9 protein-coding genes are annotated in these 4841 nt (G+C 33.2%); 7 read left to right on the top strand and 2 right to left on the bottom strand.

Translation table 11 applies throughout. From position 1 onward, the window contains the following. Positions 1 to 509: 509 nt before the first annotated feature. Positions 510 to 695 carry a hypothetical protein gene (locus AKG34_RS11560; protein ID WP_053346211.1) on the bottom strand — a complete coding sequence of 62 codons (186 nt, stop codon included), beginning with the start codon at positions 693 to 695 and terminating at the stop codon, positions 510 to 512. Positions 696 to 860: 165 nt separating this feature from the next. Here AKG34_RS11560 and AKG34_RS11555 point away from each other — a divergent pair, with 165 nt between their 5' ends. The 6 genes from AKG34_RS11555 to AKG34_RS11530 all read left to right on the top strand — a co-directional run bounded on the left by AKG34_RS11555 (position 861) and on the right by AKG34_RS11530 (position 3050). Then, complete coding sequence (locus tag AKG34_RS11555; protein ID WP_018393054.1) at positions 861 to 1226, top strand: DUF2089 domain-containing protein; 366 nt, start codon at positions 861 to 863, stop codon at positions 1224 to 1226. Between the two features lie 15 nt (positions 1227 to 1241). Next, entirely contained in the window at positions 1242 to 1631 is a 390-nt protein-coding gene (locus AKG34_RS11550) for an SHOCT-like domain-containing protein (RefSeq protein WP_053346210.1), read from the top strand. A 10-nt stretch (positions 1632 to 1641) separates the two neighbouring features. Then, positions 1642 to 1923, top strand: coding sequence for a hypothetical protein (locus AKG34_RS28865; RefSeq protein ID WP_053348085.1), 282 nt, complete (start codon positions 1642 to 1644; stop codon positions 1921 to 1923). A 133-nt stretch (positions 1924 to 2056) separates the two neighbouring features. Next, a complete protein-coding gene (locus AKG34_RS11540; protein ID WP_053346209.1) occupies positions 2057 to 2392 on the top strand; it encodes a hypothetical protein in 336 nt (111 codons plus the stop codon). A gap of 142 nt (positions 2393 to 2534) precedes the next feature. Then, complete coding sequence (locus AKG34_RS11535) at positions 2535 to 2798, top strand: hypothetical protein (RefSeq protein WP_053346208.1); 264 nt, start codon at positions 2535 to 2537, stop codon at positions 2796 to 2798. 72 nt (positions 2799 to 2870) lie between these two features. Further along, entirely contained in the window at positions 2871 to 3050 is a 180-nt protein-coding gene (locus tag AKG34_RS11530; RefSeq protein WP_053346207.1) for a hypothetical protein, read from the top strand. Between the two features lie 421 nt (positions 3051 to 3471). Here the strand turns inward: AKG34_RS11530 and AKG34_RS11525 are convergent, their stop codons facing one another. Next, complete coding sequence (locus tag AKG34_RS11525) at positions 3472 to 4287, bottom strand: glycerophosphodiester phosphodiesterase (protein WP_053346206.1); 816 nt, start codon at positions 4285 to 4287, stop codon at positions 3472 to 3474. A 214-nt stretch (positions 4288 to 4501) separates the two neighbouring features. On the opposite strand from AKG34_RS11525, the gene AKG34_RS29295 reads away from it, so the two are divergent. Next, on the top strand, positions 4502 to 4624 hold the full coding sequence (locus AKG34_RS29295; protein ID WP_269083733.1) for a hypothetical protein: 123 nt from the start codon (positions 4502 to 4504) through the stop codon (positions 4622 to 4624). Positions 4625 to 4841: the final 217 nt, after the last annotated feature.

Genomic DNA, 4841 nt, shown 5'->3' with positions numbered 1-4841 from the left:
CAGAAAGGGTTATTGGCGCATAGCGCATAGTCCTATTCTAGACAAAACCCTTAATAATGTTTATTGGCTCCATCATGGGTTAGTAAATCTATATGAACGATATACAAAACTACGTCAGACTTAAACTGAACCGCCGTATACCGAACGGTATGTACGGTGGTGTGAGAGGTCGGAGGCTAGGCACCTCCTCCTACTCGATTTTATGCAACTAATGGGGCATGATTGTGGAGGAATGATTTTGAATAAATTCTTCATTTCTGTAAAAAGACAATAAAGTTATTTAATTTTAAAACCTAAAACAAGCATAACCCCGTTCTAAATTTAGGACGGGGTTAAAATATAGTTGTTTAATTTTCGATATAAGATACTTCACTGTGCTTAAAAATATAACTATAAAGTCGTTTAAAAATCTAAGTTTTATTCAACAATAGCGCCCTATTCTGGAATAACTAAAATATAGACTAAGTCCTCAAATCACTGCATAATCGGAGATTAATCAACCCGTAAGCTTAATAATTTTCAAGTTCTATATCATTAAATAATACATCAATGCTAACGACTGCTGAATCATCATCAGTTGGAATATTAATATCAAATATCCATGGATTATTAATCAGCATCTCAAAGTCTAAGTAATCATGCTCATTATGTAACTGGGGATTTTCACCAAGAGGAATTTCTACAATTTCAACCATTATGGTAAATATAATACTTGAATGAATAATGAAAACGGATAATCAATAATATTAAATAATAAATTAATATTATTGATTTTTCGGATTAAAAAATTTAAATTTTATTATTTATATTTTTAATTCCTTGTTATATAATCGAATTAACTAAAAGGAAGGAATTTCATTATGGCTTATAAAGTAATCACAAATTGTCCTGTCTGCAGTAAAACATTGAAAATTACAAAGTTGCAGTGCTCTCATTGTCACACTACGATTGAAAATGAGTTTGAATTATCTAAGCTGGCATCCTTATCAAAGGATCAGCTTCATTTTGTGGAAGTATTTTTAACATGCAGAGGGAATATCAAAGAAGTTGAAAAGGAACTGGGGATTTCGTATCCAACGGTTCGAGGCAAGCTAACAGACATCATTTCATCCCTTGGATATGTGCAGAAGAAGAAAAATGAAGTAGACGAGAAAAAAGTTGTCACCATGTTGGAAAATGGCGAAATCACACCAGAAGAAGCCATTAAGCTCTTAAAAGAGGAATAGGGAGGAATTTATCATATGAAAGAGGAAATTACAAGAGTGTTAACAATGGTTCAAGAAGGGAAGATTGATGCAGATAAGGGATCAGAACTGATTCAAGTATTAAAAGAGAAAGAAGAAACAGGTAATAAGCTTTTTGAAAAACCGACTAAATATTTAGATAAAACATTAAAAATTCGTGTTGTATCAGCTGAAAATGATAACGTCACGGTCAATTTGCCTATAAAACTTGTCAAGGTAGTATTAATGGCTGGACACAGCATCGCAGCGAGTATTCCTCAATCGGAAAAATACATTAAAGATATAGACATAAGCCTTATTATTGAAGCAATCGAAAACGAATTAGATGGCCAAATTGTTGATATTAAATCGGCAAACGGGGATACCGTTTCGGTCATCATTGATTAGTGATTTGCTTGTGATGCATGTAAAAGTGAAAGCAAAAAACGTTCGGTTTTCCATCCCAATTCCATATGCTATTTTAAACATTGTTATTTCAATTTTGTCTTCAAAATTTTTTCAGCAAAATGCAAACAAATGGACAAAAGAGCACTTCGAAAGAAAAAAACTGGACTTTACCTTTCCACTAATAGACAAAAAAACGCTAAAGCCTATCGTCAAGGAACTGAAAAATTATAAGGGGATCGTGCTAGTAGATGTCAAAGCTAAGGACGGTACTGAGGTTAAGGTTAGACTATAATTTATTATAGAATACACCGACCACTGACTGGCATTTTGAAGAAAAAGCCTAATTTCTCGCTACAATACCGAGAAAATTGTAAAAAGACAATAAAGTTATTTTTAAGGTTAGTGAAGACTTAAGAGAGCAGTATTTGTTCTGGAAAAATCGGAGAAACGACTGTGCACATGCTAAAGGAAATACAATAAGTTATCCTCACGTAGAGAGTTTTTGGTTATTTCTTCAGTCAAATTTACCTAAATTTGTTGTAAATGGTGGAAGAGAATTTATTTTACAAGGCATTAAAAATCACTTTGATCCTACAGGCACTCCTGTTGGAACAACTATAGGCCCAAGTATTAATAAGATAAAAACTTCTATAGATATTGTTGATTATAAAGAATTCCTTCAAAAGTTAATGGATTTCTCTAAAGATTATGATTCAAAACATTACTCTTTGATTATGAATGATAATCTTGCAAATATGTAGCCTCGCTTATTTCAACTTCCTGAAGTGTATTGTGATTTATTAGTCGACATTCTGATAAGTGATCCTTCGTTTTGTTTGAGAATATTAAGAGCTAAACACCAAATTAGTTCAATATTTTCATAGGAAATCCACTTTTATAAGAATGTTATGGAAAAAGGATTTCGATGGTGAATCAGATTACAAAGTATTTGTTGAACTACTTAGGTATAACATTATTCCAGAAGATCAGTTAACCGAAGCGTATGATCATATGTTAGAGCATATTAGTCCACAGATTTTTGACGAGGAGAATGAATGGTGGTATGGCGAAGAAGGCCTTATTAATGAAAATGATAGGATGATTTTGTTAAATAGAGGGTTCTTCGACGAGTTTGAAAAATTGCATTCGAACGAAACGGAGATTTAGGGTACTGGGAGTCGGAGGGCTGTGGAAAATTAAAACTTAGCAAAAATTATCGATATTACAATTGATGTAGGTATGCCACGTTCAAGGTGGGAAGGTATCACTGCAATAGATATTAGAAAATTTCTTATTAATCAGCTTAATAATGCACTAGAGTTAATGGTAAAAAGATTAAAAAAAGAAAAATATGATGTTAATGATTTTGAATTATGGACTGATTTTGCAAAAGTAAAAGAAGAATTCTTATTAAGTTAGCGAAATCTAAAATTATATATGAGGATTTACAAAAAACAAAAGCAGAACGCTCACTTTCGATGATACAAATTCCATTAAATAAAGGGTAAAAAAATCCAATGAAGCNAACTGATAATGATTCAGGAAACAAGTTTATATAAGTTTATTGATCTTCAGCAAACGGGCGCAATTCTGAAGCAGGAATCGTGCTCTTTCTTTATGTAAAGGGCCAGATTGTATAAAAATATCTTAGATTATAGTTAATATTGAAAAAAGCAACAATTATACGAAACCAGCCTAACAAAAAAAGTAATTTACCTTTTTTTACCCAAGTTTAGATACCAAAAATCCCGCCAATCTGCAATCGACTAACGAGATTTTTAATTTTCTTCAATGTCCAATTACGTAGGACATCTCTGTATCATTTATTTCAGCAATTATATTAGGGTACAATCACATCTGTTTCAATCAATCGTGGATGAATCTTTTTCGCTTTTTCATATGTTTCAGCTGTGTTAACTGAGTATACATGCAGTTTTAGGCCTGTTTTTTTAATTTTTTTGGCAGTTTCTTCATCTACATTGTTAATAGATGTTGAATAAATGGCATTTTCATATTTCTGTAACTCTTTAATATCGGCATCTACATTCTTCAATGCATTTCCGAGGAAGGTCACAGTCGCTTTTGGGTACCATGAGATAAATTGATCTCGAATACTCGTATTACTTAATACAAAAAATGAATGATTTAATACTTTCGTTTCTTTAGCTTCTTCCATAACACCGTCAACGAATTCCTTGTCATCCCAGTCGCCTTTTGAACCATCAAAATTGATACCAATATTGTATTTATTAGCTTCTTCTAACACTTCATGAAGTGTTGGTGCTTTATAATTGGTCACATTCCCCTGTTTATCTTCAATTGCAAAGCTTTGAATTTCTTGTAATGTTAAATCTTCTACCTTCCCAGAGCCTGTTGTTGTACGATCGACTGTTTGATCATGCATTAATATATATTGGTCGTCCTTCGTTTTTTGTACATCGATTTCAACAAAGCCATATCCTAATAATCCAGCCTGCGTAATAGACTCCAATGTGTTTTCTGGAGCAGCCACTTGTGCTCCACGGTGAGCACTTAACTCGGTTTTGTTACTATGTAGCCAGTTATCATTAGGCGCTGCACTTGCAGCACTACCAAACAGACTAGATGTTACAAACATAAACGGTAAAGCTAACGGTAGAAATCGAATCTTCTTCACTTTTCTCCACGTCCTATTCTTTAATATTTGGTCACTTTTACCATACATGAATGATGTAAATCACATATTAATTATTTTTTACATTTATGATAATTTAGAATATATGCTTTGTTAAAGAAGGAATTTCCATTTTCCACACAAATCAAAAGGGTGTTAAATGGTATGATTAAATTAAAAATTGTACCAACTTAATTTTTAGGGGGAAATATATATCTTGAAGATAGTTAGAATTATCTTAGCAATAATTGTTCTTGCTTTATCAGCCTATCAGCTAATTACTGGGAATTTTGAGTTGATGCCGTATTTCATTTCTTTGTTTCCATACTGGGTTTCTTAATGAACTAACGGGTGCGTAAGCTGAAGATCAGAGCTGTCATTAAGGCAGCTTTTTCTTGTGTGCCAGGCATGGCAACTATCTAGGTGGTGAAAGTCCACTGTGGGGGTACACATCGACCAACCACTAAGGAAGCGCAAGGTACTTATCGTGAGGTAAGGGCTGGAGGAAGCGTGGAATAAAATCTTGGCTCGACGAACAGGAATCTGATACTAAGGCT

It is taken from the genome of Peribacillus butanolivorans (assembly GCF_001273755.1).
In the GTDB taxonomy this organism is placed as follows: Bacteria; Bacillota; Bacilli; order Bacillales; family DSM-1321; genus Peribacillus; species Peribacillus butanolivorans.
Note: the sequence above shows the minus strand (reverse complement) of the source record. Positions and strands in the feature narration are given on the sequence as shown.